This window comes from Streptomyces sp. TLI_55 (assembly GCF_900206255.1).
Classification (GTDB): Bacteria; Actinomycetota; Actinomycetes; order Streptomycetales; family Streptomycetaceae; genus Streptomyces; species Streptomyces aquilus.
Map to the genome: position 1 here is coordinate 2749006 of NZ_OAOJ01000001.1, position 26079 is coordinate 2775084.

The 26079-nt window shown below is 71.8% G+C and carries 26 protein-coding genes and 1 pseudogene; 14 read left to right on the forward strand and 13 right to left on the reverse strand.

Translation table 11 applies throughout. The features are described 5' to 3' along the window. The first annotated feature begins 1 nt into the window (after position 1). On the forward strand, positions 2–631 hold the full coding sequence (locus CRP56_RS12740; protein ID WP_097263372.1) for a hypothetical protein: 630 nt from the start codon (positions 2–4) through the stop codon (positions 629–631). Here CRP56_RS12740 and CRP56_RS12745 read toward each other — a convergent pair. Next, the gene (locus CRP56_RS12745; RefSeq protein WP_097263374.1) at positions 576–2000 is read right to left on the reverse strand and encodes an RNB domain-containing ribonuclease; all 1425 of its coding nucleotides are present in this window, start codon (positions 1998–2000) and stop codon (positions 576–578) included. The two genes, CRP56_RS12740 and CRP56_RS12745, sit on opposite strands and share 56 nt — an antisense overlap. 79 nt (positions 2001–2079) lie before the next feature. Here CRP56_RS12745 and yaaA point away from each other — a divergent pair, with 79 nt between their 5' ends. Together yaaA and eda are read left to right on the forward strand one after the other, a co-directional pair. Beyond that, complete coding sequence (yaaA, locus tag CRP56_RS12750; protein ID WP_097263376.1) at positions 2080–2862, forward strand: peroxide stress protein YaaA; 783 nt, start codon at positions 2080–2082, stop codon at positions 2860–2862. A gap of 72 nt (positions 2863–2934) precedes the next feature. After that, a complete protein-coding gene (gene eda / locus CRP56_RS12755) occupies positions 2935–3567 on the forward strand; it encodes a bifunctional 4-hydroxy-2-oxoglutarate aldolase/2-dehydro-3-deoxy-phosphogluconate aldolase (protein ID WP_097263378.1) in 633 nt (210 codons plus the stop codon). Here eda and CRP56_RS12760 read toward each other — a convergent pair. Genes CRP56_RS12760 through CRP56_RS12770 form a run of 3 tightly spaced genes read right to left on the reverse strand, consistent with a single transcriptional unit; the run spans position 3539 to position 6489 of the window. Continuing rightward, positions 3539–4882: a bifunctional RNase H/acid phosphatase gene (locus CRP56_RS12760; RefSeq protein ID WP_097263380.1), complete on the reverse strand. Its 1344-nt coding sequence runs from the start codon at positions 4880–4882 to the stop codon at positions 3539–3541. The two genes, eda and CRP56_RS12760, sit on opposite strands and share 29 nt — an antisense overlap. Positions 4883–4894: 12 nt before the next feature. Beyond that, the gene (locus CRP56_RS12765; protein ID WP_079306548.1) at positions 4895–5638 is read right to left on the reverse strand and encodes a zinc ribbon domain-containing protein; all 744 of its coding nucleotides are present in this window, start codon (positions 5636–5638) and stop codon (positions 4895–4897) included. After that, entirely contained in the window at positions 5635–6489 is an 855-nt protein-coding gene (locus CRP56_RS12770) for a Nif3-like dinuclear metal center hexameric protein (RefSeq protein ID WP_097263381.1), read from the reverse strand. The genes CRP56_RS12765 and CRP56_RS12770 overlap by 4 nt, the downstream gene beginning before the upstream one ends. 188 nt (positions 6490–6677) lie before the next feature. Between CRP56_RS12770 and CRP56_RS12775 the strand changes: the two genes are divergently transcribed. Both CRP56_RS12775 and CRP56_RS47555 read left to right on the forward strand, forming a co-directional pair. Further along, entirely contained in the window at positions 6678–7940 is a 1263-nt protein-coding gene (locus tag CRP56_RS12775) for a hypothetical protein (RefSeq protein ID WP_097263383.1), read from the forward strand. A gap of 96 nt (positions 7941–8036) precedes the next feature. After that, entirely contained in the window at positions 8037–8192 is a 156-nt protein-coding gene (locus tag CRP56_RS47555; RefSeq protein WP_097263385.1) for a hypothetical protein, read from the forward strand. A 60-nt stretch (positions 8193–8252) separates the two neighbouring features. On the opposite strand, the gene CRP56_RS12785 is transcribed toward CRP56_RS47555, so the two are convergent. The 3 genes from CRP56_RS12785 to CRP56_RS12795 are packed head-to-tail and all read right to left on the reverse strand — an operon-like array spanning position 8253 to position 11185. Next, on the reverse strand, positions 8253–9191 hold the full coding sequence (locus CRP56_RS12785) for a 3-oxoacyl-ACP reductase (RefSeq protein WP_097263387.1): 939 nt from the start codon (positions 9189–9191) through the stop codon (positions 8253–8255). A 12-nt stretch (positions 9192–9203) separates the two neighbouring features. Then, positions 9204–10280, reverse strand: coding sequence for a Zn-dependent alcohol dehydrogenase (locus CRP56_RS12790; RefSeq protein ID WP_097263388.1), 1077 nt, complete (start codon positions 10278–10280; stop codon positions 9204–9206). Between the two features lie 29 nt (positions 10281–10309). Further along, positions 10310–11185, reverse strand: a complete 876-nt coding sequence (locus tag CRP56_RS12795) for a MaoC/PaaZ C-terminal domain-containing protein (protein WP_097263390.1) — start codon at positions 11183–11185, stop codon at positions 10310–10312. Between the two features lie 266 nt (positions 11186–11451). Between CRP56_RS12795 and CRP56_RS12800 the strand changes: the two genes are divergently transcribed. Then, positions 11452–12825, forward strand: coding sequence for a sensor histidine kinase (locus tag CRP56_RS12800; protein ID WP_097263391.1), 1374 nt, complete (start codon positions 11452–11454; stop codon positions 12823–12825). A 238-nt stretch (positions 12826–13063) separates the two neighbouring features. Next, positions 13064–13696: a response regulator transcription factor gene (locus CRP56_RS12805; RefSeq protein ID WP_097263392.1), complete on the forward strand. Its 633-nt coding sequence runs from the start codon at positions 13064–13066 to the stop codon at positions 13694–13696. Positions 13697–13834: 138 nt separating this feature from the next. Here the strand turns inward: CRP56_RS12805 and CRP56_RS12810 are convergent, their stop codons facing one another. Beyond that, positions 13835–14659, reverse strand: a complete 825-nt coding sequence (locus tag CRP56_RS12810; protein WP_097273989.1) for an NAD(P)H-binding protein — start codon at positions 14657–14659, stop codon at positions 13835–13837. 96 nt (positions 14660–14755) lie between these two features. Between CRP56_RS12810 and CRP56_RS12815 the strand changes: the two genes are divergently transcribed. Further along, entirely contained in the window at positions 14756–15217 is a 462-nt protein-coding gene (locus tag CRP56_RS12815; protein ID WP_097263393.1) for a winged helix-turn-helix transcriptional regulator, read from the forward strand. Here the strand turns inward: CRP56_RS12815 and CRP56_RS12820 are convergent. From CRP56_RS12820 to CRP56_RS12835, 4 genes and pseudogenes are all read right to left on the reverse strand, one after another. Next, a pseudogene (locus tag CRP56_RS12820) lies at positions 15214–16448 on the reverse strand (RNA-guided endonuclease InsQ/TnpB family protein). The gene CRP56_RS12815 and the pseudogene CRP56_RS12820 overlap by 4 nt on opposite strands. A gap of 306 nt (positions 16449–16754) precedes the next feature. After that, positions 16755–17591, reverse strand: a complete 837-nt coding sequence (locus tag CRP56_RS12825; RefSeq protein WP_179851001.1) for a hypothetical protein — start codon at positions 17589–17591, stop codon at positions 16755–16757. Further along, complete coding sequence (locus CRP56_RS12830) at positions 17591–18130, reverse strand: SigE family RNA polymerase sigma factor (protein ID WP_097263397.1); 540 nt, start codon at positions 18128–18130, stop codon at positions 17591–17593. Before CRP56_RS12830 ends, CRP56_RS12825 begins: the two co-directional genes overlap by 1 nt. A gap of 51 nt (positions 18131–18181) precedes the next feature. Then, positions 18182–19630, reverse strand: a complete 1449-nt coding sequence (locus CRP56_RS12835; RefSeq protein ID WP_097263399.1) for an MFS transporter — start codon at positions 19628–19630, stop codon at positions 18182–18184. A 181-nt stretch (positions 19631–19811) separates the two neighbouring features. Between CRP56_RS12835 and CRP56_RS12840 the strand changes: the two genes are divergently transcribed. Further along, a complete protein-coding gene (locus tag CRP56_RS12840; protein ID WP_097263401.1) occupies positions 19812–21545 on the forward strand; it encodes an MFS transporter in 1734 nt (577 codons plus the stop codon). Positions 21546–21687: 142 nt separating this feature from the next. After that, positions 21688–22341 carry a class I SAM-dependent methyltransferase gene (locus CRP56_RS12845; protein ID WP_097263403.1) on the forward strand — a complete coding sequence of 218 codons (654 nt, stop codon included), beginning with the start codon at positions 21688–21690 and terminating at the stop codon, positions 22339–22341. A 6-nt stretch (positions 22342–22347) separates the two neighbouring features. Here the strand turns inward: CRP56_RS12845 and CRP56_RS12850 are convergent, their stop codons facing one another. Next, positions 22348–22566 (reverse strand): chaplin family protein, encoded by a 219-nt coding sequence (locus tag CRP56_RS12850; protein WP_097263405.1) that lies wholly within the window; start codon positions 22564–22566, stop codon positions 22348–22350. A 118-nt stretch (positions 22567–22684) separates the two neighbouring features. Here CRP56_RS12850 and CRP56_RS12855 point away from each other — a divergent pair, with 118 nt between their 5' ends. The 4 genes from CRP56_RS12855 to CRP56_RS12870 all read left to right on the forward strand — a co-directional run bounded on the left by CRP56_RS12855 (position 22685) and on the right by CRP56_RS12870 (position 26076). Continuing rightward, the gene (locus CRP56_RS12855; protein WP_097263408.1) at positions 22685–23650 is read left to right on the forward strand and encodes an N-acetylmuramoyl-L-alanine amidase; all 966 of its coding nucleotides are present in this window, start codon (positions 22685–22687) and stop codon (positions 23648–23650) included. Between the two features lie 166 nt (positions 23651–23816). Beyond that, positions 23817–24608 carry a DUF5336 domain-containing protein gene (locus CRP56_RS12860; protein ID WP_179851002.1) on the forward strand — a complete coding sequence of 264 codons (792 nt, stop codon included), beginning with the start codon at positions 23817–23819 and terminating at the stop codon, positions 24606–24608. A gap of 106 nt (positions 24609–24714) precedes the next feature. Beyond that, entirely contained in the window at positions 24715–25725 is a 1011-nt protein-coding gene (locus tag CRP56_RS12865) for an LLM class F420-dependent oxidoreductase (protein ID WP_097263415.1), read from the forward strand. A 63-nt stretch (positions 25726–25788) separates the two neighbouring features. Further along, the gene (locus CRP56_RS12870; protein WP_097263418.1) at positions 25789–26076 is read left to right on the forward strand and encodes a hypothetical protein; all 288 of its coding nucleotides are present in this window, start codon (positions 25789–25791) and stop codon (positions 26074–26076) included. Positions 26077–26079 lie beyond the last annotated feature (3 nt).

Consider the following 26079-nt stretch of genomic DNA (forward strand, 5'->3'; position numbering starts at 1 on the left):
GATGGCCGAGAGGACGGCCGGGAGGACGGCTGCGTGGGTCCTCGTGCGCCATGAGCTGCGGCTGCTCGCCAGCCTGGCGCTGTGGGCGGCGCGGCGCACGCACGGGGTCGACGGCGGGCGGGCGTTCGGGTATGCGCGGGGGCAGGGCGCGGTGATGTTCGGGTTCGCCTTTGTGTGTTGCGTGGAGACGCTGACCATGTCCGTGCTGCTGCGGGACCATCCGACCGTGCACCACGTGGTGTTCGTGCTCGACGTGTACACCATCGTGTTCGTCGTCGGGGTGCACGCCGCCTCCGTCGTACGGCCGCACGTGCTCGGCCCCGGCCTGCTGCGCGTCCGCCACGGCGTGCACGTCGATCTGCGCATACCGGTCGAGCACATCGCGACCGTACGCCGCGAACTGCGCACCACTCACGAACGCGCCGACGGCGAACTCGACGTCCCCGTGGGCGCACAGACCACCGTCACCCTCGAACTCACCCACCCCATAACCCACTTCACCCCACTCGGCCGCCAACGGCACGTCCGAGTCGTCCGCTTCCACGCCGACGCCCCCGCCCCCCTCATCAGCGCGATCACGCAGGCGCGAACCGCACCTTCGCCGCTCCCGGATCGGCCTGCACCAGCCTGACGCGCAGACGCTCGCCCAGGGGGAGATCGTCACCGTCGATGCGCCCGATCACCGCCGGGGACTCCAACTGCACCACCCCCACCGACGGCCTCCGCTCCTCCACCTCCACCACGCACCCGTCGAACACCTCCCCCACCCGCTCCTTCAGCAGCGCCGCCTCGACGATGTCGACGCAGGCCCGTTCCACCGCGCCCGCCCGCCGGCCGCCCTCGGCCATCTCGTGCGGGAGCGACTCCAACGCCGCCTGCACCCACTCCGGCGGCGCCTCCCCCGCCACCGCCGCCAGGCAGATCTCCGACGCGTACCGGTCGGCCAGGCGGCGCAAAGGGGCCGTGCAGTGGGCGTACGGGGCCGCCACCGCCGAGTGTGTGGTGATCGAAGGAAGAACCCCGTCCTGGAACACCGTGTAACCCGCGCCCCGCAGCAGCGTCGTGCACTCCTGCAAGAACGCCGCGTGGTGCGGGGCATGGGGGTCGAGCGAACGTACTAGCGCCGCGTACGAGACGTGGTGCGGCCAGTCGATGTGCAGGGCGTGGGCCGTGCGGCGCAGGCGGCCGACCGCGCCGTCGGGGGCGGCGGGGAGCGTGCGGAGTACGCCCGTGCCGTGCGCGAGCATCAGATCCGCCGCCGCCATTCCCGTCAGGAGGGAGATCTGGGCGTTCCAGGCGTCCGCGGGGAGCGGCGCGCGGTACGTCAGCTCGTACCCCCCGTCCCGCTCGACGATCTCCTGCTCGGGGACGTTCAGGGAGATGCCGCCCTGGGCCACCTCCAACTCCTCCCGCAGCCGGCCGATCACCTTCAGCAGCGCCAGTGGCTCCTCCGCCGTACCCCCGCCGATCTCCTTCTGCACGCCCTCGTAGTCGAGCTTCGCGCGGCTGCGGACCAGTGCGCGGCGCACATCCACCGCCACCGTCCGGCCCTCCGCGTCCAGGTCGATCGTCCACAGGGCCGCCGGGCGGGTCCGGTCCGGGAGCAGGCTGGCCGCGCCCTCGCTCAGCACGGGCGGGTGCAGAGGGACCTTCTCGTCGGGGAAGTAGAGGGTCATCACCCGCCGGTGGGTCTCCTCGTCGAGGGTCGATCCTGGTACGACGAACGCGGCGACGTCGGCGATGGCGTACCGGACGCGGTAGCCGGTGCCCCGGCGGGAGAGGTGCATCGCCTGGTCGAGGTCGGTGGACGTGGGCGGGTCGATGGTGAAGAGGGGGATGTCGGTGGCGTCGTACGTCGGGAGTACGGGGGGACGCTCGGCGTCGGCCAGCGCCTCGGGCGGATAGGCGTCCGGTACGCCGAGTTCCGTGCGCAGTGCGGTGAGGGCGGCCCGGAGAGGGGCTTCGGGGGCGCCGGTCACGCTGATGTGGCGGCGGGGCATACCAGCGAGCGTAGAGCGGGGGGCGCGGGGTGGCACGCCGTACGCTATGGCGAAGCCAGACGTGAAGGAGATCCCACCCGTGCTTGTCCTGCTGCCGCCGTCCGAAGGCAAGGCCTCCTCCGGTCGTGGCGCCCCCGTGAAGCTGGAGTCCTTGTCGCTGCCGGGGCTGACCGAGGCGCGGTCCGCCGTGCTCGCGGAGCTCGTCGAGCTGTGTGCGGGGGATGAGGAGAAGGCCCGCGAGGTGCTCGGGCTCAGCGAGGGGCTGCGGGGTGAGGTCGGGAAGAACACCGAGCTGCTGAGCGCCGGGGCGCGGCCCGCCGGGGAGATCTACACCGGTGTGCTGTACGACGCGCTCGGCCTCGCCTCCCTCGACACTGCGGCGAAGCGGCGGGCCGGGCGGCAGTTGCTCGTGTTCTCCGGGTTGTGGGGGGCCGTCGGGGTCGGCGACAAGATCCCCTCGTACCGGTGCTCCATGGGTGTGAAGCTGCCGGGGCTGGGGGCGCTGGGCGCGCACTGGCGGGGGCCCATGGCGGACGTCATGCCGGAGGCGGCGGGGGCCGGGCTCGTGCTTGACCTGCGGTCCTCCGCGTACGCCGCCGCGTGGAAGCCCAAGGGGGAGGTGGCCGGGCGGACCGCGAGTGTGCGGGTGCTGCACGCGCCTACGCGGAAGGTGGTCAGCCACTTCAACAAGGCGACCAAGGGGCGGATCGTACGGAGTCTGCTGTCGGCGGGCATCGCGCCGACGGGGCCCGCCGAGCTGGTGGAGGCGCTGCGGGACCTCGGGTACGTCGTCGAGGTCGAGCCGCCCAAGGGGGCCGGGAAGGCGTGGACGCTGGATGTGCTGGTGGACGAGATCCACTAGCACGGCAACCCAGCCATTGCACCCTCCGCAACGCTCGTTGCACACGTCGCTCCTCCTGGGCACGATGAGGCCATGAGCGTGCTGGATCTCGCCCCCGTCGTGCCCGTCGTCGTCATCGAGGAGGCCTCCGATGCCGTGCCGCTGGCGCGGGCGCTGGTGGCGGGAGGGCTGCCGGCGATCGAGGTGACCCTGCGGACGCCGGCCGCGTTGGAGGCGATCCGGGCGATCGCCGACGGGGTGCCGGACGCGGTGGTCGGCGCGGGGACGGTCGTGACGCCGGATCAGGTGACCGAGTGTGTTCGGGCCGGGGCGCGGTTTCTGGTCAGCCCGGGGTGGACGGACGTACTCCTCGACGCCATGCGGGCGTCCGGGGTGCCGTTCCTGCCGGGGGTGTCCACGGCTTCCGAAGTCGTCGCGCTGCTTGAGCGCGGGGTGCGGGAGATGAAGTTCTTCCCGGCGCAGGCTGCCGGCGGGACGGCGTATCTGAAGTCGCTCGCGGGGCCGTTGCCGCAGGCGCGGTTCTGCCCGACGGGCGGGATCGGCCCGGCGAACGCTCCCGACTATCTCTCCCTGCCCAACGTCGGCTGCGTGGGCGGGACTTGGATGCTCCCCGCGGACGCGATCGCCGCGCGGGACTGGGCGCGGGTCGAGGAGCTGGCCCGGGAGGCCGCCGGGCTCAGGGACGCAGGTGGGACGTGTCGTTGAAGAGGCGGACGCTGGCGTTGCCGTCTGCGTAGTACGCCACCGCGGACAGGGAGGCCGCGCTGAGTTCCATGCGGAACAGGGACTCCGGCGGGGCGCCCAGGGCGAGGCGTACGAACGTCTTGATCGGTGTGACGTGCGTGACGAGCAGGACGGTTCGGCCCGCGTACGTCGCGATCAGCTTGTCGCGGGTGGCGGCGATACGGGTGGCCGTCGCCGCGAAGCTCTCGCCGCCGCCGGTGGGTTCGGCGTCGGGGTCGGCGAGCCAGCGGTTCAGGTCGTCGGGGTACCGCTCCCGCACCTCACCGAAGGTCAGCCCCTCCCACGCCCCGAAGTCGGTCTCCCGCAGGCCGTCCTCGACGGTCACGTCGAGCCCGAGGCGCTCGGCCACGGCGGCCGCGGTCTGCCGGGTACGGGCGAGAGGCGACGCCAGGATCTCCTGTACGGTGCCACGCCGGGCCAGCGCCTCCCCGACCAGCCGCGCCTGCTCCTGACCCACCTCGGACAGCGACGGGTCGGTCCCCCCGCTCCCCGAGAACCGCTTCTGCGGAGTCAACGGCGTCTCCCCGTGCCGCAACAGCACGAAGGTCGCCGGCGCTCCCATGTCCGCCGGGGCCCAGCCGGAGCCGGCGACGCTCTGAGCGGCACGGACATCAGCGTCGGCTTTAGCGGCTCCGCCGCCCGAAGACTCCGCCGCTCCGCGGCGGGACGAAGAAGAGGCAGCCGCAGAGGACGCCGAAGCCGTCGTGGCAGAGGCAACCCCCAGCGCCGCCCGAACTCGCGCCGCCCCCGCCGCCGCGTCTCCCGGCGGGCCGGACGCCTCAGGCACGGCGGACGCGACGGAGCCGGCGGACGCGGCCGCCCTCGCCTGCAACTCCGCCACCGAACTCGACGCCGACCACTGCTCCCCCCGCGCCCCGGCGTCCATCGCCTCGTTCGCCAACCGATCCGCATGCTTGTTCCGCTCGCGCGGGATCCACTCGTACGTCACCCGATCCGGCGGGAACACCCGTGCCGCCTCCATCGCCAGCGGCTTCATGTCCGGGTGCTTGATCTTCCAGCGGCCCGACATCTGCTCGACGACGAGCTTGGAGTCCATGCGGACGTGGACGGAGGCGGAGGGGTCCAGGTCGTGCGCCGCGCGCAGGCCCGCCACCAACCCCCGGTACTCGGCGACGTTGTTGGTCGCGACCCCGATGTACTCGGCCCGTTCCGCCAGCGTCTCGCCCGTCGCCGGGTCGATGACGACCGAGCCGTACCCGGCCGGGCCGGGGTTGCCCCGCGACCCGCCGTCCGCCTCGACGATGAACTCCCGCACCGCGTAAGCCCCTTACAGACCCGACTCGGCCGTGCGCACCAGGATGCGGCGGCAGTTCTCGCAGCGGACGACCGTGTCGGGCGCCGCCGCGCGGATCTCGTTGATGTCCGTGATCGCCAGCTCCTGGCGGCAGCCCTGGCAGGTGCGCTGGTACAGCTTCGCCGCACCGATGCCGCCCTGCTGCTCGCGCAGCTTGTCGTAGAGCTTGAGCAGGTCCGCGGGGATGGTGCCGGCGATGACCTCGCGCTCCTTGGTGACCGTGGCGACCTCACCGTCGATGCCCTCGTACGCGGCCTCCCGGCGGGCCGTCGCGTCGTCGATCTTGCCCTGGACCGCGCCGACCCGCTCGGTCAGCTCGGCGACCCGCTCCTGGGCGGACTCACGGCGCTCCATGACCTCCAGGACGATGTCCTCCAGGTCGCCCTGGCGCTTGGCGAGGGAGGCGATCTCGCGCTGGAGGTTCTCCAGGTCCTTCGGGGACGTGACCGCGCCGGAGTCCAGGCGCTGCTGGTCGCGGGCGGCACGCTGGCGGACCTGGTCGACGTCCTGCTCGGCCTTGGTCTGCTCGCGGGCGGTGTCGCTCTCCTCGGTCTGCGCGGCGACGAGGAGGTCGCGCAGCTGGGTCGCGTCCTTGGTCAGCGACTCGATCTCGGCGTGCTCGGGCAGCGACCTCCGCTTGTGGGCGAGCTGCTGCAGGCGGACGTCCAGGGCCTGGACGTCGAGAAGACGAATCTGGTCGGCGGGCGCGGCGTTCAGTTGGGGGCTCCCAGGTCGGTAGGCGTGGTGGACGCCGCGTGGGCGGTCCAGGGGTCGGTGACCGTGCGGGAGACGTGGACCCTGAGGTCCCATCCCTCCCGGTCGGAGATCTCGTCGAGCTGGGCGGCGCCCAGCTCGCACCAGGGCCATTCGGTGGCCCAGTGCGCCGCGTCGAGCAGCGCGAGAGGACTGTGGGCCCGCGCCTCGGAGGCGGGGTGGTGGCGCAGGTCGGCGGTGAGGAAGGCGTCCACGCCGGCGGCGCGTACGACGTCGAACAGACTGTCGCCGGAGCCACCGCTGACGGCGACCGTGCGGACGACGGCCTCGGGGTCGCCGGCGACGCGGATGCCCTGCGCGGTGGCGGGGAGGCGTTCGGCGGTGCGTGCGGCCAGCTCGCGCACGGTCAGCGGGTGGTCCAGCTCGCAGATCCGGCCGAGGCCCCGGCGGCCGCTCGGGTCGGCCGGGTCCGGCACTAGGGGTCGTACGACACGGAGATCCAGGGCGCCGGCGAGGGCGTCGGAGACACCCGGGTCGGCGGTGTCCGCGTTGGTGTGGGCCACGTGCAGCGCGATGTCGTTCTTGATGAGGGTGTGGACGACCCGGCCCTTGAAGTGGGTCGCCGCGACCGTCGTCGTACCGCGCAGATAGAGCGGGTGGTGGGTGACCAGCAGGTCGGCTTCCAGCTTCACGGCCTCGTCGACGATCTCCTGGACCGGGTCGACGGCGAACAGGACCCGCGTGACCTCCTGGTCGGGGTCGCCCACGACGGTGCCGACCGCGTCCCAGGACTCGGCCCGCTCGGCGGGCCACAGGGTCTCCAGCGCGGCGATGACTTCAGACAGACGGGGCACGCACAAAAGGCTACCTGGCTGTTCTGTGCCCTTGTACCGGTGTGGCTCTCCTTGGCCCCGCCCAGCACACCCACCTCCGTTTCCTCAGGCGAATCGTTCCTGGGCCACCCCTTTGTGTGAAGCGGTCATCGCCTGCTCCCACGTCCGTGCGTGCGAAAACTAGCTTCGTGGCCGGAGGTGACCGAACGATGACGGCCTGTGCGATCGAGCCCACGGCGGCGGACGAGGACGGTACGCCGCAGGCTGGCTGCGTGATCACCGCGGACGGCGCGTATGCCGCCCGCCTCACGCGTGACGGCGACTCCTGGTTCCCGGAGCGCTGGACGATGGACGGCCCGGAGCCGTACGCGGTGCCGCTGCCCGGCAACCAGCCGGAGGAGCCGGGCACCGAGGTGCAGCCGATGGCCGACGGGCGAGTTCTGATCCGGCGGTTCGCGGACGGGCGGCACAACTTCTCGCTGCTCTACCCGACCGGCCCCGGCACCGGCGAACTGCTGCTCGGCGCGGTCGAGTGCCCGGACGAGGGGACCCGGCTGCGGCTGCTGCCGCCGGCCCCGGACGGGGAGAAGGCGTACGCCCTCGCCGTGGGCCGGCGGACGACGGCGGTGTGGCTCGTGGCGGGGGGCGCCTTCGGCCCGGAGCATCTCGCGGAGATCCCGGGGCGCTGTTCGGGCGGGGTGTGGCTGGACCGGGCCGGGCGGATGCTGGCCCTGGACCGGGAGGTCGGCGGCTGCACCAAGGCGATCGTGGTGGACCTGGCGCGGGGCGGCGAGGTGTCGCCGCTGCTCCAGATCGCGGCGGGCAGCGACGACCGGCTGCTGCTGGCCGACCCGGACAGCGGGCTGCTGCTGATCGCCTCCGACGCGCCGTCGCCGGGGCAGGAACGGTTGGGCTGGGGGGTCATCGGCAGCACGCTGCCGGTGCGCTTCCCGGAGAGCCTGCGGCTGCCGGAGTGCACGGTGACGCCGTTCGCCATCCAGCCGGGGCAGGTGCTGATGCCGGAGAGCTGCGCGGTGGCGCTGCGCATCGACGGGCCGTTGGGCAGCTGGGTCGGGATGTGGCGGCCGGACGGACGGCAGGTGCACCATCTCGCGGCGCCCGTGGGCTGGTTGGCGGGCAGCGGGCTGTGGACGCCGGACAGGGTGCTGCGGCTGCCGTACGCCACGGACGAAGTGCCGTGCGGGGTCGCGGAGTTGACGATGCCGGCAACGGAGGGAAGAGCCATCGGGAACGGGGGGACCGCGGGGGACGCGGGCCCGGGGGATCCGGACAGGGGCGGGACGGCCGCCGGGCGGACGCTGGACGCGGCGTCGGACTCGGGTACCGGCGGGCCGTCGGAGCCGGATCCCCCGGAGCCCGCGGCGGACGCCGAACCGGAGCCGGTGGAACCGGTGGTGCCGCGTCCGGTGCCGCTCGGGAAAGCGCCTCTGGCACGTCTTGTAACGAACTAGTGCCGGTTGGCGTGGCCGTCTGGATTCGGCCCGTGGGGTGCCGGTTAAACTCGCCCGGCTGTTAGAAAGATCATGTTGACGGGGTGAGTTCTTCCGATGAGCGACGCACGCACGATTCAGCCGCCGCACACCGATTCCCAGGATGCCTCCGGCCACGGCAGGCACCGCGGTCAGATCTCGGCTCAGGACGGTGAATCGGCCCCTCGCGGCCGGCACCGCAAGCCGGCCGAGGAGACCGAGTCGGCGGCCTGAGGACGCAGGACGCACGGCCCCGTTCACCTTCGTGGTGAGCGGGGCCGTTCTGTATTGGCGCTATGCGCGTTTCAGCCCCAGCACTTCGGTCGCGCCGAACGTCTCCCCCTCCGGCCGCTGCGCGAAGTGCGGGGTGAGCGCCGCGTCGAGTTCGTCGTACGTGAAGGTCTCCTGCTTGCTGTCGAACTTGGCCTGCACGCGCGGCCGTTCGACGACGGCGACCATGCCGCCGTGGACGACGAGGAGCTGTCCGTTGACGCGGGCGGCCGCCGGGGAGGCCAAGTAGCCGACGAGCGGGGCGACATGCTCGGGGGCGAGCGGGTCGAGGCGGTCCTCGGGGAGTTCGAAGCCCGCGAAGACGTCCTCGGTCATCCGGGTGCGGGCGCGTGGGCAGATGGCGTTGGTGGTGACGCCGTACTTGGCGAGGGCGAGGGCCGTGGAGGTGGTGAGCCCGACGATCCCGCCTTTGGCGGCGGCGTAGTTGGGCTGTCCGGCCGACCCGGCGAGGAACGCCTCCGAGGAGGTGTTCACGATCCGCCCGTACACCCGCCCCCCGGCCTCCTTGGCGCGTGCCCGCCAGTGTGCGGCCGCGAAGTGCGTGGTGTTGAAGTGGCCCTTGAGATGGACGCGGATGACGGCGTCCCACTCCCCCTCGGTCATCGAGAACACCATGCGGTCGCGCAGGATGCCGGCGTTGTTGACGAGGATGTCGAGCTTGCCGAACTCGGAGACGGCCGACCCGACGAGTTCTCCGGCCTGCTGGAAGTCGGCGACGTCTCCGGTGTGGGCGACCGCCTTGCCGCCCGCCGCGCGGATCTCGGCGGCGACCTCCTCGGCGGGAGCGGCGGAGGCGGCGCCGGAGCCGTCGCGTCCGGGCTGTCCGAAGTCGTTGACGACGACGGCGGCGCCGAGCCGGGCGAGTTCGAGCGCCTCGGCCCGGCCGAGCCCCCGGCCCGCACCGGTGACGATCGCGGACAGCCCCTCAAGTGGCAGTGACATGGTCCGGGTTCCTCAGATCTCGATGCACGTACGGAGCGCGGTGCCCGTGCGCATCTGGTCGAGGGCCTCGTTGATGTCGGCGAGCGGCACCCGGTGCGTGATGAGCCCCTCCAGGTCGATGCGGCCGGCCCGCCACAGCGCGATGGTCCGCTCGTAGGAGGTGAGGACGTCGCCGCCGCCGTACATGGACGGCAGGATGCGCTTCTCGTCGAAGAACAGCTCGAACATGTTGAGTTGGAGGAAGTCGTCCATGGCGCCCGCGCCGACGACGACGAGGGTGCCGCCGCGCCGGGTGTTCTCGTACGCGGTGCGGGCGGTGGCGGACTTGCCGACGACCTCGAAGACGTAGTCGAACCCCTCGCCGCCGGTGACCTGTTGCTTGGCGTCGGGCAGCTCGTCGGGCGAAACGGCCTTCGTGGCACCGAACTTCAGGGCGGACTCGCGCCGGGAGGCGACCGGGTCGACGGCGACGATCTCGGCGGCGCCCTTGAGCCGCGCCCCCTGGATCGCGGAGATGCCGACACCTCCGCACCCGATGACGGCGACGGACGAACCGGCCGCCACATCAGCGGTGTTGAGGGCCGCACCGAGTCCCGTGGTCACCCCGCAGCCGATGAGCGCGGCGATGTCGAAGGGCACGTCGTCGGGGATCGGGACGGCACATCCGGCGTCGACGACGACCTCCTCGGCGAAGGTGCCGGTGCCGGCGAAGCCGAACAGGTCACCGCCGGGGCGCTTGAAGTTGGGGGTGCCGGCGTTCATGAACCCGGCCAGACACAGCTCGGTCTGGCCGCGCTTGCAGGCGGGACAGACACCGCAGGCGGGCAGCCAGCAGACGACGACCCGGTCCCCCGCCTTCAAGTTGCTTACGCCCTCGCCGACTTCGAGGATCTCCCCGGCGCCCTCGTGCCCCGGCACGAAGGGCGCGGGCTGCGGCAGGACGCCGCTCATCGCGGACAGGTCCGAGTGGCACAGCCCGGTGGCCCGCACCCGGATCCGCACCTTGCCCGGGCCGAAGCCCACCGCCTCGACGTCGTCGAGGACCTCCAGCTTGTCCTGACCGATCTCGTGCAGTACGGCTGCGCGCATGGTGCGGCTCCCCTCAGGTCATGCGGAGTTCAGGAGTGTGCGACGACGGTGTCGGCGAGGACGGGCGCGTCGTCCCGTTCGACGGCGCTGACGGCCACGCGGGTCTCGGTGGGCGTGTGCCACAGGCGGATGCGCAGGGTCTCGCCCGGGTAGACGACCCCGGCGAACCGGGTGTCGTACGACCGCACGCGCGTCACGTCCCCGCCGAGCAGCGTGTCGACGACGGCCTTGAGGGCGATCCCGTAGGTGCACAGCCCGTGCAGGATCGGCCGCTCGAACCCGGCGACCTTGGCGAACTCGGGGTCGGCGTGCAGCGGGTTCCAGTCGCCGGAGAGGCGGTAGAGCAGCGCCTGGTCCGGGCGGACGGCCCGCTCGACGACCCGGTCCGGCTCACCGGCGGGCGGTTCGAGCCGACCGGACGGCCCCCGGTCACCACCCCAACCACCCTCCCCCCGTACGAAGATCTGCGCGTCATTGGTCCACAACGGGCCCTCGGCGTCGGCGACTTCAGTACGCATGACAAGAACGGCGGCCTTGCCCTTGTCGTAGATCGCGGCGATCCGGCCGGTGGCGTTCGCGGTGCCGTCGACGGGCAGCGGGCGGTGGATCGTCAGCGACTGTCCGCCGTGCAGTACGCGGGCCAGGTCGACCTCGATGCCAGGCATGGACAGACCACTGATCACACCGGGCGAGCCGGAGCCGGCGACGGTCGCGAAGCTCGGCAGGACGTGCAGCCGGGACTCCAGGGTGTAGCGCAGCTCGTCGGGATCGATGGCGGGATCGGCCTTGTCGGGATTCGCGCCCGCGCCGATGCCGAGGTGGTAGAGCTGCACGTCCTTGGAGTTCCAGGAGATCTCGCCGGAACGGGGTTCGGCGGCAAGGGCCTTGGCGGCATCGATGGGCACTGCGGCTCCCTCGGGTTCGGAGTCGGGCTCAAAGACCCCGGTACGGCCGTCCGCACCGTCGGCCGCACCGAGGTCGTCACGGGCCGATCTAGAACGCGTTCCAGTCCGGCGCCCCCTGTATAGCCCAGCGCACGGGAGTTGTGAAGACTCCTGACGGAGTGTCAGCTCGGGTGGGGGTGCGGTCCATGACCGTATGACATTTGTCCTGCGGGATTCCGTACGACCGGCTCTGCCGTGCGGGTGGGTGGGGTTCGTAGCGTGGAGCCATGACACAGGGGATGCGGGGCATGCGGCGCATGCGGGAGACATGGAACAAGTGGCACTGGATCGAGTCGGCGTCCTGCAGCCTCGAGGCACGCCAGGCCCGCAAGTCGTCGGAGGCGCCGGGCCCGCCGCCCACCGGGTTCTCGCTCCTGCCCTGGCTGCTGCTGGGGATGGGCGCGTTCTCCAACCTCTTCCAGGCGGGCACGCGGCAGCCGGTGCTCGGCGGCATCGGCCTGTTCGTCTTCAACTCCCTCTACATCTACGTCGTCTTCCGCGCGTTCACGAAACAGACCCGGGAGGCCCGCTCGACCCGGGTGGCCCTGGTCCTCATGGGCGTGGTCACCTGCGCCCTGGCCCTCGGCTACGGCGGCAGCTGGCTGTACTTCTTCCCCCTCCTGGGCCTGGCCACCGGATCCGTGACCCGCGGGCCGTGGCTCGGCAGGACCGGCCTGGCCCTGACCGCGCTGGCGGCGGCCGTCTCCTCGTACCGGGAAGGCTGGGACGCGGTGAACATCGCCTACGCCACGTTCCTGTCGACGATGGTGACGGCGGCGATCCTGTCGCTGTCCGAGGCGGTACGGGAACTGCGCGCCGCGCGTGAGGAGTTGGCCCGGCGCGCGGTCGAGGAGGAACGCCTGCGCTTCTCCCGCGATCTGCACGACCTGCTCGGCCACACCATGTCCGTGATCGTGGTCAAGTCGGAGGCGGCCCGCCGCCTGGCGCCCCGCGACCTCGACGCCGCCGTCGCCCAGATCACCGACATCGAATCCGTCGGCCGCCAGGCCCTCACGGAGATCCGCGAGGCGGTGACGGGCTACCGCGAGGGCAGCCTGAGCACCGAGCTCGACCGGGCGCGGTCGGTCCTGGAGGCCGCGGGCGTGCAGCCGGTCGTCCACCACTCCGGCCCACCGCTCGCGGCCCAGACGGAGGCGTTGCTGGGGTGGGTGGTCCGGGAGGCGGTCACCAATGTGGTGCGGCACGGGCGGGGGGTGGCTCGGTGCGAGATCTCGGTGGAGGGGGAGGTCGGGAGGGTTCGGGTGCGGGTGGCGGACGACGGGGGCGGGTGCGGCGGTACGGCCCCTGCGGGAAGCGGCGTCGGAGCCGGCGGTGGCGGTACGGCCACCCTGGCGAGCGGCATCGGAGCCGGTGCCGGGGTGGCGGGCGGGGGCGGCGGCATCGGCACGCGTACCGGCACCGGTTTGCGGGGGCTTCGGGAGCGGCTTGCGGTGGCGGGGGGTCGGTTGGAGGCCGGAGCAGGGGCTCGGGGCGGGTTCGTGGTGACGGCGGAACTGCCGGTGGAGGTGGGCGACGCAGGACACTTGGTGAAGTCGGGCGATCCCCACAGCGAGCTGGCGCCCGTGGCCACGGGGACCTGACCTCGGCCGCGGAGAGATCTGATGCCCGGAGCGGGTGGCGTCCGTGCCCACCGGGACCTGACCTCGGCCGCGGAGAGTTCGGATGCCCGGGGCGGGTGGCGCCCGCGGCCACCGGGACCTGACCTCGGCCGCGGAGAGTTCGGATGCCCGGACCGGATGGCGCCCGTGCCCACCGGAGCATGACCCCGCGCATCAAGCGCCGCAGGCGACCGCGCCCTACCCTTGGGCCGTGAACGAGATGCCGCGGGACTACCGGCCCGCCAAGTCCATCCGGGTCCTCCTCGCCGAGGATCAGGGCATGATGCGGGGCGCGCTCGCGCTGTTGCTCGGGATGGAGGCGGACATCGAGGTGGTCGCGCAGGTGGCGGCCGGTGACCTCATCGTGGACGCCGCGCTGACGCACCGCCCGGACGTCGCGCTCCTCGACATCGAACTGCCGGGCAAGAGCGGCCTGGACGCCGCCGCCGAGCTCCGCGACCAGGCCCCCGACTGCCGGGTGCTGATCCTGACCACCTTCGGCCGCCCCGGCTATCTGCGCCGGGCCATGGAGGCCGGGGCCGCCGGTTTCCTGGTGAAGGACGGCCCCGTGGAGGAACTGGCCTCGTCGATCCGCCGGGTGCTGACCGGCGAGACGGTCATCGACCCCGCGCTCGCCGCGGCCGCCCTCAGCGCCGGTCCCAACCCCCTGACGGCTCGTGAGTGCGAGGTCCTGAGCACCTCGGCGGACGGCGCGACGGTCGCCGACATCGCCGACGCGCTGCACCTGTCGGAGTCCACGGTCCGCAACTACCTCTCCTCCGCGATCGGCAAGACAGGCACCCGCAACCGCACGGAGGCACTGCGGGAGGCCCGTCAACAGGGGTGGGTGTAGCGGCGACGCGGCGCTGAGTGGACCTGGTGAAGTCGACTGCGGTTCGGCAGTGCCCCAAGGGGCGCGGGGAACTGCGCGACCAGCCACGACGGCGCCGCAGACGAACGACGGCACAACGCGGCTCTTCCAGCGGAGCGTTCAGACGGCCACCCGCGGCCTCGTGGCCGACGCCGCCGTCGCCGCCGTTTCCAGAGGGTCGGACGGGCGGTTGAGAAGGGTGGGCAGGTCGGGATGGGTGGCATCCAGGAAGCCGTGCCGTACCGCGGTCGCGATCGAGGTGAGCATGGGCGGCTGGAACGGCAGCAGGCCCGGTGTCTCGTCGAGGAGCCTGCGCCGGTACTCGCCCAGGCCGATGCCCCGGTGCGGGACACCGAGCCGGCCGGCCACGTCCGCCGCCGTGATCGGCGTACCGACCAACTCGTAGACGCGCCCCGCATGGCGTGCCGGGTCCGCCGCGACGACCGCCGCGGCCTCGGCGAGGTCCGCCCGCGTGACCGCGGCCAGCGCGCCGTCGCCGAACGCCGACTCCACGGCCGCCCCGTCGGCCGACCACATCAGCAGCCCGCCGAAGAGTTCGGCGTACAGCCCGTTGCGCAGGATCGTCCACGACAGGCCGGACGCGCGCAGCAGCCGCTCCGTCGCGCGGTGGGCCAGCGCGAACCCGAGATGGTCACCGGCGCCCGTCAGGCTCGTGTAGACGACGTGCCGTACGCCGTCCCGCACGGCCGCGTCGACCACCGCCGCGTGCCGTGCCACGACCTGGTCGTCCTCGGCGTAGCCGGCGGAGACCAGCACCAGGGTGGACACCCCGGCGAGGTCGATGCCGGCCGGGTCGTCGAAGTCGAGGCGTCTCATCCCCTCGCCCGGGGTGCGGCTGCCGCCGAGGGCGTCCGCACCGCCCGCCCGCAGCGCCGCGAGCGTGGCGGAGCCGAGGCCCCCGTTAGCTCCGGTCACCAGAATCATGCCGGTCATGTCTCCCCCGTCGGGCTCTCGCAGGTTGATTACTTGCTTACGCTGGATCCTTGTCCGCCCAACTACCCCCCACAAGGAGGCAGTTCCATGTCACCCACGCACACGGGGGTAACCACCACGCCCGACCCGCCCCTCGCCACCGCACCGGCCGACCTCGACCCCTGCGGCCACGAGGACCACCCCGACTGCGGCATCCGTGACGTCCTCGACCGCATCGGCGACAAGTGGTCCGTGCTCGTGATCGTCGAACTCGCCGGCGGCCCACGCCGGTTCCGGGAGCTGCAGCGCGCGATCCACGGCATCTCCCAGCGGATGCTGACCCTCACCGTGCGCCGCCTGGAACGCGACGGCCTGGTCCTGCGCACCGTCTACCCGACCGTCCCGGCCCAGGTCGACTACCGCCTCACCGAGACCGGCAGCAGCCTCACCCACCTGGTCAAGGCCCTCACCGACTGGTCCCTGACCCACCGCCCGGTCATCGCCGAGGCCCGCGACACCTACGACCGCACCCACCCGGACCACGACATCCAGTCAACGACCCGGGACTAAAGTCCCGGGCTTGCACAGCGGGCGCCACTGGCTGTGGTGCTGCGCTTGCGTCCGGTCCCGCCCTCGGGTTTCGGGGGTGGGTCTGGGGCGGTTGACTGCGCCCCGCGTCGCCACAACTCTTCCGCGCGAGCGCGGATGTTGCGGGAGCCGTTGCGATCCGCGTGATCAACGAATCCGCAGGACCGGCACGCGAACCATGCCTGGGAGACCCGGTTCGCCTTGTCGATGTGGCCGCATTCGGCGCAGGTGCGGGAGGTGTGTGCCGGATCGACGTACACCACCGGTACCCCGGCTCGGCGGGCCTTGTACGCGATGAACTGCCCGAGCTGGTGAAAGGCCCAGGAGTGCAGGGTGGCCCGTTGGGGCTTGCGAAACCGTACCCGTTCGCGGATGCCCGTCAGTTCTTCGAGGGCGATTCCGCGACCGGTGCGTTCAGCCTCGGCCACCACATGCTTCGCGATCTTGTGGTTGATGTCCCTGGCCCGCCGCGCCTCCTTGCGCCTGCGCTTCTTCAGCCGGCGCCTGGCGGACGGGGTGTTCTTCGTCTGCAGCTTGGTGCGCAACGTGCGTTCACGCAGCCGTCCCCGGTTGAGTGCGCGCCCGGCCATGATCTGGCCGTCCGAGGTAGTCGCGATGTTCACGATGCCCAGATCGATGCCCAGGAAGCCTGCCGGGTCGGTGTTCGGTTCGGCTTCGGGGATCTCGCAGGTGGCCTGCAAAAACCACATGCCGTCCCGGTGCAGCAGGTCGGACTCGCCCTTGCGGTACAGGGCCAGACGGGCCAGCTGTTCCGGGGAGGCGGTGAACGCCACCTGCTTCACACGCCCGGACAGGGTAGGGAGACGGTGCGGTCGGGGATCTGCCAGGACAGCATCCGGTCGTCATAGGGCTGCGCGCCCTCGGGCCGGAAGGCGATCGGGTTCTCGGTGGCCCGCCGGTACCGCTTGGACGACGGCTTTCCGAGGTTGCCGGCCTTCAGGTTCGCCGCCAGTGTGCGGTAGGCGTCGCAGGTCTTCTTGATGACGTGCTGGGCGGCCTGCGCCCCCAGACCCCACCGCTGCTTGATCTCGGTGTAGGTGTGCTCACGCAGCGCGAAGTTCCGCTTCACCTCTTTGGCAAACGCCACCTCGGACACCCAGGACGCCGCCTCGTTGCAGGCGTGCAGGGTCGTCTCAAGCGCCGCCGCCTGTACGGGCGTCGGCAACAGCTTGACCTGCACCACCAGCTTCATGACACCCGAAGCTAGACAGCCGTCCGCACAAACAGACTACCTCCGCACACCAGTCCCACTATTCAGTGACCCACCGACCGTACGTTCGGCATTGCCCGGCTCGGCCAGACAGCCCGACGGGCGCTCCGCGCCCGGACTCCCGTGACGCCACCACACGATGTGATTCCTCCCAGGCGTTAAACGCCTGGGGTTCCTCGCAAGAATCTCGCTGAACGCCGCCCGCGCATGCCCTGCGGAGATGCGGCGCGGGCCGGGGCGGACACCCCCGTGTCCCGCCCAGACCTCGGCCCCGACCGGCCTTCCCTGCTACCTCACCCCCGTCACATCCGCCGTCCCGTCCCCCGTCCCCTTCGGCGCCAGGCACACGAACCAGTCCACCGGGGAGCCCTCGGCCGTACGGATCGCCGACTGGTCGGTGCTCACAACGGTGTTGCCGGCCGGGCGGTCGATCTTCGTCTTCGTGCCGTCCCTCCAGGTGCAGGTGACCTGCTCGGCGTCCTTGCCGACCATGCCGATGACCAGGCGTTCCACATGCTCGTTCGTCGTCCTGAAGGGGATCGCGGCGGATTCGACGTCCGTGCCCCTCATGGGGTCGTCGGTCGCCTCGAACGCGTCCTCGTAGACGGGCCTGCGGTTGTCCCGGTCGGCACCGTCGCCGTCGCTGAGGAACGTGACGTACGAGCTCTTGCCGATCAGCTCGGAGGCCTTGGTCACGCCCGAGGGGACGTCGCCGTACTCGCCCATCGCCTCCAGCTGGCCCGCGGCCTCGGCCTCGTTCCTCGGGGCCGCCCAGACGTCGATGTACACCCGCCACTCCTTGCCGTCCTCGACACCGGTCGCCAGCAGCGTGCGCTGCGCGGTGTAGAGGTCCGCCCGGGTCGCCGTGGGGGCCTGGGTCGCCGGTGGTGTCACCATGCCGCTCCCGCCCGGCAGCCCCGCCACCGCCAGCGTCGCCGAGGAGCCGGCGATCACCAGGGCGGTGGCCGCGGCCACCGCCCAGCGGCGGGCCTTGCGGCGGCGGCCGCCGCGGATCACCGCCTCGTAGGGGGCTATGCCGATCTCGACCTCGTCCGTGGCGTCGGCCAGCAGGAGGGTGATGTCGCTGTTCGTCATGTCGTGGTTCGTCTCCCGGTCCGCGCTCATCACTTCCGCCCTCCCTGCGTCGCCATGTCGGCCAGACCCGGTATGGCGCGGAGTTTCGCGATCCCCTTGGCCGCGTTGCTCTTCACCGAGCCGACGGAACAGCCCATCGCCTCGGCGGTCTGGGTCTCGGTCAGGTCCTCCCAGTAGCGCAGGACCACGGCCTCGCGCTGCCGCGGCGGCAGCTGGGCCAGCGCCTTCACCAGGGCGCTGCGGTCCTCGGCCTGCGCGATGCGGTCACCGGTGTCGGCGATCTCGCGGACCAGCCCCGAGTCGTCCTTGGGAGCCAGGAACTCCCTGAGTTTCCTGCGGTGCTTCCTTGCGTGCGCGTTGATCATCACGCGCCGTACGTACGCCTCCGGGGCGTCGGCCGAGCCGACTCTGCGCCAGGCCACGTAGACCTGTTCCAAGGTCGACTGGACCAGGTCCTCCGCGGCGTGCTGCTCCCCCGTGAGGAGAAATGCCGTCCTCATCAGCCGCGGCCAGCGGCCGATGACAAAGCTCTGGAACTCAGCGTCCCGAGCCTCCTTGCGATCCCCCATGGGCACCTCCTAGATGTTCAAAGGAGTCCATGAGCCGCCCGGACCGTTGCCTCAGTTCGAGGACTTTTTCGACGGGACCGCCACCACCCTCCGCGGCAGCCACAGCACCATCAGCAGCACCCCGCCGATCAGCACCCCGGTCCCGGTACGGAACACCAGCGCGTACCCCTCGGTCAGCGCCTCCGCCGTCTCCCGGTCCCCCGTCCGGGACGCCGCGACCGTCGACATCACCGCGAGCCCCAGCGAGCCGCCCATCGTGCGCGAGGTGTTGACCAGCCCCGACACCAGCCCGGCCTCCCCGGGCGCCGCCCCCGACGTGGCCAGCGCGGCCAGGGGCGTCGTCGCCAGGCCGGCGCCCAGCATCATCAGAATGCCGGGGCACATGATCGTCACCACGTACCCGGTGTCGACGCTCATCGTCGACTGCCACGCGAACCCGGCCACCGCCACGCACGTCCCCAGGACCGCCGCCATGCGCGCGCCCACGGCCCGCATCAGCCGCGGTGCCGTCTTGGAGCCCAGGATCACGGCGAGCGAGCTGGGCACGAGGGCGAGACCGGCCTCCAGCGGCGAGTAGCCGAGGACGTTCTGGGCGTACAGCGTCATGAAGAACCACATGGAGAACATCGCCGAGCCGGACAGGAACATCGCCACGTTCGCCGAGGCCACCGACCGGACCCGGAGCAGCCCGAGCGGCATCAGCGGGGCGGCCGTACGCGCCTCGACGGCGAGGAAGAGGCCGATCAGCGCGAGCCCGCCGACCAGCGGCACCACCGTCCCCGCCGACGCCCACCCCGAGGCCTCGGTCCGGGAGATGCCGTACGCCAGTGTGGCCAGGCCCGCGGTCACCAGCACCGCGCCGGGCAGGTCGAGCCGCCGCCCGTCCCCGGCCCGGCTCTCGTTCAGCCACCACAGGGCGCCGAGGAGCACGACGGCCCCGACCGGCACGTTGATCAACAGGGTCCAGCGCCACGACCACGCGTCCACCAGCGCCCCGCCGACCAGGCCGCCCGCCGCGCCGCCGCCTCCGCCCACCGCGGTCCAGGTGGCTATGGCACGCGCGCGTGCGGGCCCCTCCGGGACGGCGGACGTGACGATCGTCAGCGTCGAGGGCGCGAGCACCGCGGCGCCGAGCCCCTGCGCGGCCCGCGCCAGCAGCAGCTGCCAGCCGTCCTGGGCGAGCCCGCCGGCGAGCGAGGCCAGCGTGAACAGGCCGAGCCCGACGAGGAACATCCGCTTGCGCCCGTACAGGTCCCCGGCCCGCCCGCCGAGCAGCATGAACCCGGCGAAGGCGATCGCGTACGCGTTCACCACCCATTGCAGCCCGGGCCCGCTCAGGCCCAGGTCGGCCCGTATCGACGGCAGCGCCACGTTCACCACGGACACGTCCAGCACGACGAGGAACTGTCCGGCACACGCAAGCGCCACCAGCACCCAGGCGGGCGGGGCGGTACGGCGAGGGGGCGCGGCGGTGACGGGGGCTTCGGCGGCTCGGGACATGGGCGTAATACTCTCAACCGCCCTGCGCCCCTGGCATCGGGATTTCGCCCTAGGGCCACGGGCCCGTACGGACAGGCCAGGGCCGCCGGCCGCAGCTCGTAACGTCAAGAGAAGATAAAGAAATCGTTAGTGGCTCGAAGCATCGGAATAGTTGCCCCGGCACACCGAGTTCATTGCACACATGAGACTTACGCCGACCGACCAGCCCGCCCGCACCGCCAGCGGCGCCGTCGTCCCGGTGCTCGCGTTCGCGGGCATCGTCGTCGCGGTGATGCAGACCCTGCTCGTCCCCGTCATCAAGGACCTGCCGCAGCTGCTGGACACCGCCCCCAGCAACGCCACCTGGGTCCTGACCTCGACCCTTCTCTCCGGTGCCGTCGCCACCCCGATCATGGGCCGCCTCGGCGACCTGTACGGCAAGCGCCGCATGCTGATCGCCAGCCTCTCGGTCATGGTGATCGGCGCCCTCGTCAGCGCGCTCACCAGCGACCTGCTCCTGATGATCGCCGGCCGCACCCTCCAGGGCTTCGCCATGGGCGCGATCCCCCTCGGCATCGGCCTGATGCGCGACATGCTGCCCCGCGAGAAGCTCGGCTCGGCGATGGCCCTGATGAGCTCCTCCATCGGCGTCGGCGGCGGCCTCGCCCTCCCCCTCGCGGCCCTGATCGCCCAGCACGCCGACTGGCACGCCCTCTTCTACGGCGCCGCGGGCCTCGGCGCGCTCGCCATCGCGCTCACCCTGATCGTCGTACCGGAATCGAAGATGCGCGCGGAAGGCACCTTCGACACTCTCGGCGCCCTCGGCCTCTCCGCCGGCCTGGTCCTCTTCCTCCTGCCCATCACCAAGGGCAGCGACTGGGGCTGGACGTCCGGCACCACGCTCGGCCTGTTCGCCGCGTCCGCCGCCGTCCTCGTCCTGTGGGGCGTCTTCGAGCTCCGCACCGCGGCCCCCCTCGTCGACCTGCGCACCACGGCCCGCCCGGCGGTCCTCTTCACCAACCTGGCCTCGATCATGGTCGGTGTCTCGTTCTACGTCGTCTCGCTCGTCCTTCCCCAGCTGCTTCAGCTCCCGAAGGCCACCGGCTACGGTCTCGGCCAGTCGATGGTCGTCGCCGGACTGCTGGTCGCGCCGCTGGGCCTGACGATGATGATCACCGCCCCGGTCTACGCCCGCCTGTCCGCGAAGTACGGCCCCAAGTTCACCCTCATCCTCGGCATGCTGATCATCGCGATCGGCTACGGCGCCGGTCTCGGCCTGATGAGCGCGGCCTGGCAGAGCCTGGTCATCGCGGTCGTGCTGGGCGCGGGCATCGGCCTCGCGTACTCCTCGCTGCCCGCCCTGATCGTCGGCGCGGTGCCGGCGTCGGAGACGGGTGCGGCGAACGGCCTCAACACCCTGATGCGGTCCATCGGTACGTCGGTGTCCAGCGCCGTCATCGGCATGGTCCTCGCCAACACAGCGAACACCGTGAACGGCGTCGAGATCCCCACGATGCACGGCTTCCGGGTCTCCTTCCTCATCGCGACGGGCGCGGTCGGGATCGGCCTGCTGATGGCCCTGTTCCTCCCCAAGCCCGACCGGGCGCCGCGGCTGAACGCGAGCAGCGAGGAGGACGCGAACCTGGAGCGTGCGGAGGCTGTGCTGCGGGGATTCCGGGGGCGGGTCCTGGGCGCCGACGGTGTTCCTGTGGCGCGGGCGAAGGTGACGCTCATCGACCGGCGGGGGCGGCAGGCGGGAGCGACGCTGTCCGAGGAGGACGGGAGCTATGCGCTTGCCGTGCCGGCGGAGGGGGCGTACGTGCTCGCGGCGAAGGCCTCCGGGCATGGGCCGCTTGCTTCTTCGGCCACGCACGCGGGGGATGACAGTGCCGTGGACCTGGATCTTTCGTTGCCCGGTGAGACTGTGACCGCGTAGAGGTCGTATGTCGGGTGCGGGGCCGCTGTGGCTGGTCGCGCAGTTCCCCGCGCCCCTAAAAAGACACCCCCGTCACCCGGCGTGATGGGGGTGTGGTGCACCATGGGCGCCCGTACCCCCGTACGACCGAAAGGGACCCCCGATGACCGCCGCGGCCCCCAAGCCCGAGATCCTCGCCGCGTTCGAGGCCGCCAAGGGGTTCATGCCCGTACATGAGGGGCTTGCCCTGTATGAGGCGGCCGTCGATGCCGGGCGGCTCGGGCTCCCGCTCCTCGAAGTCGGGACGTACTGCGGGCGTTCCGCGATCCTCCTCGCGGACGCGGCCCGGGCGGCCGGGGTGACGGCGCTCACCGTCGACCATCACCGGGGCAGCGAGGAGCAGCAGCCCGGCTGGGAGTACCACGACCCGGAGACGGTCGACCCGGAGCTCGGCCTGATGGACACCCTCCCGACGTTCCGCCGCACCCTGCACCGGGCCGGTCTGGAGGACCACATCGTCGCGCTGGTCGGCCGTTCCCCGCAGGTGGCGAAGGTCTGGGGCGCTCCCCTCGGCCTCGTCTTCATCGACGGCGGGCACACCGACGAGCACGCCACCGCCGACTACGAGGGCTGGGCGCCCCAGGTGGCGGAGGGCGGGCTGCTGCTCATCCACGACGTGCACCCGGACCCGAAGGACGAGTTCACCGGGCAGGCGCCGTACCGGATCTATCTGCGGGCGCTGGAGTCGGGCGCCTTCACCGAGGTCTCGGCGACCGACACGCTGCGCGTGCTGCGACGGGTGAGTACGGGGATCTGAGGCGCTTCAGGGCTGCACGTTGATGTCGATGTCGACCGGGGTCTGGATGACGTTGCCGGTACCGACGCCCGGCTGGCCGACGACATAGTCGACGGCGCAGGCGTCCTCCGGCGGAGTGCAGGGGAACGGATCGGCGGCCTGGGCCGCGGGCGCGCCCAGGGCGACGGTCGCGGCGACGATGACGGTCGTGAAGGCGCCGGCTATGACGCGCAGGTGTGATCTCATGGGAGATTCTCGGCATATCGGCCGGCCGTGAGCGACGCCGGCGTGCCGTTCGGATGACACGACCCGTCCGGCGGCAGCCGCCACGCCGCCGCCGGGCGCCGCCGCTAGGGTGGCTGTCGTGTCGTACGTAGGCCCGGACTTCGATCCTCCCCAGCCCCGCCGCCCCAGGCGCCGCCCTCTCACGGTCGCGGTGGCCGCCCTCGTGCCGGGCGCGTTGCTCGGCTGGGTGGTGTACGAGGCGGTGGGCGGGTCGGGTGGTGACGCGAGCGGGGCCGTGGGGACGCCGGTCTCCTCGTCGAGCGCGCCGGTCTCCGCCCCCGCCTCCGCCCCCGAGTCGACCGACGACGAGAAGCCGAGCCCGAGTCCGGACCCGAGCAAGACCCCCTCCGCCTCCGCGCCCGCCGCCTCCGGTCCCCTCAAGGGCAAGGTCGTCGTCATCGACCCGGGGCACAACCCGAGCAACTTCCAGCACACGGCCGAGATCAACAAGAAGGTGAACATCGGCACGAACTGGAAGGAATGCGATACGACGGGCACATCCACCAATTCCGGTTACACCGAGGCCAAGTTCACCCTCGACGTCGCCCACCGGCTGCGCACGCTCCTCGAACAGCAGGGCGCCACGGTGAAGTTGACGCAGGACGGCGACCGGCCGTACGGCCCGTGCGTCGACGAGCGGGCCCGCATCGGCAACAAGGCCCACGCGGACGCCGTCGTCTCGATCCACGCGGACGGCGCCGGCGCCGGACAGCGCGGCTTCCACGTCATCCTTCCGGGCAGCGTCCACGCGGGCGCCGCCGACACCCGCCCGATCGTCGCCTCCTCCGCGGACCTCGGCGAGCGCATCGCGGGCAACTTCGTCCGCGCCACGGGCAGCGCCCCCTCCAACTACGTCGGCGACGGCACCGGGCTCGTCACGCGTAAGGACCTGGGCGGTCTCAATCTGTCAACGGTTCCCAAGGTGTTCATCGAGTGCGGCAACATGCGCGATACCAAGGACGCGGCACAGCTGACCAGCGGCGCTTGGCGGCAGAAGGCGGCGCAGGGGATCTCTGAAGGAATCGTGAGTTTCCTGCGCGGCTAGTGGTTCGCGGGTTGATCCCTGCGGACAGCCTCGTCGGACGGACGATAAGGTCGTCTTTACGATGAGGGGCCACCCCCGCGCTTCACACCGGGGCCTGACGGCGACATGGTGACAGCGACGCCTCCAGCGAGCCGATGACGAGACGACTGAACCGAAGGACCTTGAAGTGAATATCCGCTCCCTCACTCGAGGCGACGGCGTGGTGATCGGAGCAGCGGTGTTGCTGTTCATCGCGTCGTTCCTCAATCTCAGCTCCATCGCCGGGTACGACATCGACGCGAACTCATGGGACAGCCTGGGCCTGGGCCTCGGCATCTACATGGGCGGGGTCATCGGCGCGGTCCTGATCGTGGTCAACCGCTGCCTGCCGCAGCCGCGCAAGGTCGCCGGCCTGGACCTCGGGACCGTCGGTGCGGCCTTCACGGTCCTGGCCGCCTGGAGCCTGTTCTGGTCGCTGGTGGACCCGGGTGAGCGGACCGACGCCGGTGCCGGTCTCATCCTCGGCTTCATCGCCGCGCTCCTGCTGGCCGCCGCGGCGATCGCCACGCCGCTGGTCGGGGCGCTCCAGCCCGCGCTGATCCCCGCCCAGAGCCCCGCCGCCCCGCAGCCGTACGGCGCCCAGCCCCCCGGCGGCTACGGCTACCCGGGCGCCGGTGCCGGTGCCCCGCAGCCCGGTCAGCCCTACGGTGGTCAGCCGCAGCCGACGGCTCCGTTCAACGCCGGTCAGCCGCAGCCGGGTCAGCCCGCGCCGGCCGCGTCGGACTTCTCCCCGTTCTGGTTCGCCGTCCCCGTCCCGCGCCCCCTCTTCGCCGAGGACGGCTCGCAGACGCCGATCGCCGAACTGGCGCCGGGCACCTGGTACCTGGCCGTCGAGCAGCGCGGCCCGGCCCTCGTCGCCCAGACGCAGGACGGCCGTCGTGGCGTCCTTCAGGACACCTCGGGCATCCAGCGCGGCTGAGCCCCGAGCGACAACCAACACACGGCCCCTCTCCCTTCCGGGTGGGGGGCCGTTGTCGTACAGTCGCCTCCCCGACCGAAGTCTGACGTACCGTCAGGAGGCAGGCATGCGGCTCGGTCTCGCGCTCGGCTACTGGGGGCGTGGCCCCAACCCGGAGCACGTTCCGCTCGCGCAGGAGGCCGAGCGGCTCGGTTACGACTCCGTGTGGACCGCCGAGTCCTGGGGTTCCGACGTCTTCACGCCCCTCACCTGGATCGCCGCCCACACCACAACCATCAAGCTCGGCACCGCCGTTGCCCAGATGGCGGCCCGCTCCCCCACCACCACCGCCATGCACGCCCTCACCCTCGACCACCTCTCCGGCGGGCGCGTGATGCTCGGGCTGGGGCTGTCCGGGCCGCAGGTGGTCGAGGGTTGGTACGGCCGCCCGTTCCCCAAGTCGCCGCTCACCGCGACCCGCGAGTACGTCGACGTCGTACGCCAAGTCCTGCGCCGCGAGGGCCCCGTCGAGGTCGACGGCCGCTTCCACTCCCACCCCTACACCGGCCCCGACGCCACCGGCCTCGGCAAACCCCTCAAGCCCATCACCCACCCCCTCCGCCCGGGCCTCCCGGTCCTCCTCGGCGCCGAGGGCCCCAGGAACATCGCGCAGACCACCCGTATCGCCGACGGCTGGCTCCCCCTGTACTGGTCCCCCACCCGACCCGAGGTCTACGAGGCCTCACTCGCCGACGCCCCCGACGGCTTCCTCGTCGCGCCCATGGCTCAGGTGCGGGTCTGCGACGACATCGCCGAGGGTCTGCTGCCCGTGAAGACCATGCTCGGCTTCTACATCGGCGGCATGGGCCACGCCCGGCGCAACTTCCACGCCGACCTCATGGCCCGCATGGGGTACGAGGAGGAGGCGCGCCGGATCCAGCGGCTGTTCCTCGAAGGCCGCAGGGAGGAAGCGGTGCTGGCCGTCCCCGACGCCTTCGCCGACGAGATCTCCCTCGTCGGCCCGCGTGAACGGATCGCCGAGCGGCTGGAGTTGTGGCGCAAGGGGCCGGTGACGGACCTGCTGGCCCTCTCCCCCGACCGGGAGTCGCTGCGCGTGCTGGCGGAGCTGAACTCCTGAGGGCACCCGTTTCGGATCCACCCAACCGGGTTTCATACAGCATTCGGCGGCAATCCGAAAGGCATGTCTCGATACAGCAGCGGTAATCGAGCCGGGGCGGTCATAGCGATCGTCGCCGACGTCATGGCCCTCATCCTGGGCCTGTGGATCCTGATGTACCTGTTGGACGCCAACCGTGCCAACGAGCTGGTGCAGTTCGTCCACAACGTGGCCAACTGGCTGGCCGGCTGGTCGCGTGACCTGTTCACCTTCGACGAGGCCTGGGCCCGCGTGGTCGCAGGTTACGGCCTGGCAGCGGTGGTCTACCTGTTCGTCGGCCACGCCATCGCCGGACGGATGACGCGGCACTGACCA

Excerpts from the sequence above, each read along its gene's own strand:
- CRP56_RS47555 (WP_097263385.1), top strand. The coding sequence starts at position 8,037 with ATGAGCGACGCACGCACGATTCAGCCGCCGCACACCGATTCCCAGGAT.
- CRP56_RS12830 (WP_097263397.1), bottom strand. The coding sequence starts at position 18,130 with ATGGGGGATCGCAAGGAGGCTCGGGACGCTGAGTTCCAGAGCTTTGTC.
- CRP56_RS12810 (WP_097273989.1), bottom strand. The coding sequence starts at position 14,659 with ATGATTCTGGTGACCGGAGCTAACGGGGGCCTCGGCTCCGCCACGCTC.
- CRP56_RS12870 (WP_097263418.1), top strand. The coding sequence starts at position 25,789 with ATGTCTCGATACAGCAGCGGTAATCGAGCCGGGGCGGTCATAGCGATC.
- CRP56_RS12775 (WP_097263383.1), top strand. The coding sequence starts at position 6,678 with ATGACGGCCTGTGCGATCGAGCCCACGGCGGCGGACGAGGACGGTACG.
- CRP56_RS12805 (WP_097263392.1), top strand. The coding sequence starts at position 13,064 with ATGCCGCGGGACTACCGGCCCGCCAAGTCCATCCGGGTCCTCCTCGCC.
- CRP56_RS12785 (WP_097263387.1), bottom strand. The coding sequence starts at position 9,191 with ATGTCACTGCCACTTGAGGGGCTGTCCGCGATCGTCACCGGTGCGGGC.
- CRP56_RS12845 (WP_097263403.1), top strand. The coding sequence starts at position 21,688 with ATGACCGCCGCGGCCCCCAAGCCCGAGATCCTCGCCGCGTTCGAGGCC.
- CRP56_RS12740 (WP_097263372.1), top strand. The coding sequence starts at position 2 with ATGGCCGAGAGGACGGCCGGGAGGACGGCTGCGTGGGTCCTCGTGCGC.
- CRP56_RS12835 (WP_097263399.1), bottom strand. The coding sequence starts at position 19,630 with ATGTCCCGAGCCGCCGAAGCCCCCGTCACCGCCGCGCCCCCTCGCCGT.
- CRP56_RS12790 (WP_097263388.1), bottom strand. The coding sequence starts at position 10,280 with ATGCGCGCAGCCGTACTGCACGAGATCGGTCAGGACAAGCTGGAGGTC.
- CRP56_RS12850 (WP_097263405.1), bottom strand. The coding sequence starts at position 22,566 with ATGAGATCACACCTGCGCGTCATAGCCGGCGCCTTCACGACCGTCATC.
- CRP56_RS12815 (WP_097263393.1), top strand. The coding sequence starts at position 14,756 with ATGTCACCCACGCACACGGGGGTAACCACCACGCCCGACCCGCCCCTC.
- CRP56_RS12840 (WP_097263401.1), top strand. The coding sequence starts at position 19,812 with ATGAGACTTACGCCGACCGACCAGCCCGCCCGCACCGCCAGCGGCGCC.
- eda (WP_097263378.1), top strand. The coding sequence starts at position 2,935 with ATGAGCGTGCTGGATCTCGCCCCCGTCGTGCCCGTCGTCGTCATCGAG.
- CRP56_RS12800 (WP_097263391.1), top strand. The coding sequence starts at position 11,452 with ATGACACAGGGGATGCGGGGCATGCGGCGCATGCGGGAGACATGGAAC.
- CRP56_RS12825 (WP_179851001.1), bottom strand. The coding sequence starts at position 17,591 with ATGAGCGCGGACCGGGAGACGAACCACGACATGACGAACAGCGACATC.
- CRP56_RS12745 (WP_097263374.1), bottom strand. The coding sequence starts at position 2,000 with ATGCCCCGCCGCCACATCAGCGTGACCGGCGCCCCCGAAGCCCCTCTC.
- CRP56_RS12865 (WP_097263415.1), top strand. The coding sequence starts at position 24,715 with ATGCGGCTCGGTCTCGCGCTCGGCTACTGGGGGCGTGGCCCCAACCCG.